The sequence below is a fragment of the Arhodomonas sp. KWT genome (genome assembly GCF_010993615.1).
The window spans coordinates 1-965 of sequence record NZ_WNXE01000631.1 but is presented as its reverse complement, the minus strand read 5'-3'; the positions used below and the strand labels follow the sequence as shown (position 1 = coordinate 965).

Genomic DNA, 965 nt, shown 5'->3' with positions numbered 1-965 from the left:
GGCCGAGCTCGAGCGTCGCCGGGCCCGCTGGCAGCCGCAGCCCCACGCCATGCAGGGCGGTTACCAGAGCCTGTACGTGGAGCGGGTGCTCCAGGCCGATACCGGCGCCGACCTGGACTTCCTCGTCGGTTGCCGGGGGGCCGAGGTCCCCCGGGAGAGCCACTGAGCGACGGTCACGGCCCCGGCCCGGCGGCCTCGTGCTGCCGGGCGACGATCCGGTGCACGGTCTCCTTGAGCGCGGCCGCCCCCGGCGAGAGGGGGCGATCGCGCAGGGAGACGATGCCGAACGGCTTGACGGTGAAGCGCGGTTCGAACGGCAGGATGGTGAATCGCTCCGGGTCGCACAGCCATTCCGCCACCGGCCGCGAGATCACCGTGACCGCGTCCATCTGTTCCACCAGCGCGAGCGAGACCAGGATGGACTGGGTGTCGACGATGTCCCGCGGCGGCGTCACCGCGTTCTCCAGCAGCAGCCGTTCCACGCGCTGGCGCAGCAGCCCCGTCGGCGGCTGCAGCACCCAGACATAGGGCGCCATGTCCTCCAGCGAGACCGCCGCCTGTCCGGCGAGGGGGTGGTGGCGCCGGCACACGAAGCACAGCGGCTCCTCGCTGATCTCCTCGTAGACGAGCTCCGCGCTGCTCTCGTCCTCCGGCGCGCGGGCAAGGACGAAGTCGAAGGTGCCGTCGTGCAGGCCCTCCACCAGCCGTGGACTGACGTTCACCTCGATGCTCACCTTGAGGTTCGGCCGTTCGCGCTGGACCGCCTCCATTGCCTCGCTGAGCAGGTTTACCGCCGCCGGCATCACCGTGCCCAGCGACACCGTGCCGCCGCGGCCGTGGTGCAGGGCGGTGAGCTCCTCGCCCGCCTGACCGAGCTCGGCGAGCATGGTCCGTGAGTGACGGATCAGGATCTCGCCGTACCAGTTGGGCCGAACCCCCCGGGACTGGCGCTCGAACACCGATAC

General features: G+C 71.2%; 1 protein-coding gene. It reads right to left on the bottom strand.

What is annotated here, in order from left to right:
* Positions 1 to 173 precede the first annotated feature (173 nt).
* On the bottom strand, positions 174 to 965 hold a 792-nt coding region (locus G7A99_RS21280; protein ID WP_163143911.1), incomplete at its 5' end, for a LysR substrate-binding domain-containing protein.